This window comes from Actinotalea sp. C106, from assembly GCF_023630195.1.
In the GTDB taxonomy this organism is placed as follows: Bacteria; Actinomycetota; Actinomycetes; order Actinomycetales; family Cellulomonadaceae; genus Actinotalea.
In genome coordinates this window covers 1-512 of sequence record NZ_JALPKN010000655.1, presented here as the reverse complement: position 1 = coordinate 512, position 512 = coordinate 1, and the positions used below count along the sequence as shown (strand labels likewise).

Below are 512 nucleotides of genomic sequence, written 5' to 3'. Positions count from 1 at the left end.
AGCTGGTAGTCGTTGATGCTGGCGATGATGTCGCTGATCTGACCGATCGCCGCCACCGCACCGGTGGTGTCGCCCTGGATGGCCTCGACCCGCCGAGCGATGTCCTCCGTGGCCCGAGCAGTCTCCTGAGCCAGCTCCTTGACCTCACCAGCCACGACCGCGAAGCCCTTACCGGCCTCACCGGCACGCGCAGCCTCGATCGTCGCGTTCAGGGCCAGCAGGTTCGTCTGCTCGGCGATGCTCGTGATGACCTTGACCACGTTGCCGATCTCCTGGCTGGACGTGCCCAGCTTGGCCACCGTCTCGTTCGTGGTCGCAGCCACACCCGTGGCCTGCGAGGCGACCTTCGCCGCCTCGTTCGCGTTCTGCGCGATCTCCCGGATCGAAGCACCCATCTGCTCCGCACCAGCAGCAACAGCCTGCACGTTGCGGCTGACCTGCTCCGCAGCAGCCGCCACCACACCAGCCTGAGCCGACGTCTCCGCCGACCCAGCCGACACCTGCGACCCCGA

1 protein-coding gene is annotated in these 512 nt (G+C 67.6%); it reads right to left on the bottom strand.

Translation table 11 applies throughout. The features are described from left to right. A partial coding sequence (locus tag L0B03_RS19030; protein ID WP_250448686.1) for a methyl-accepting chemotaxis protein occupies positions 1–512 on the bottom strand: 512 nt, incomplete at both ends.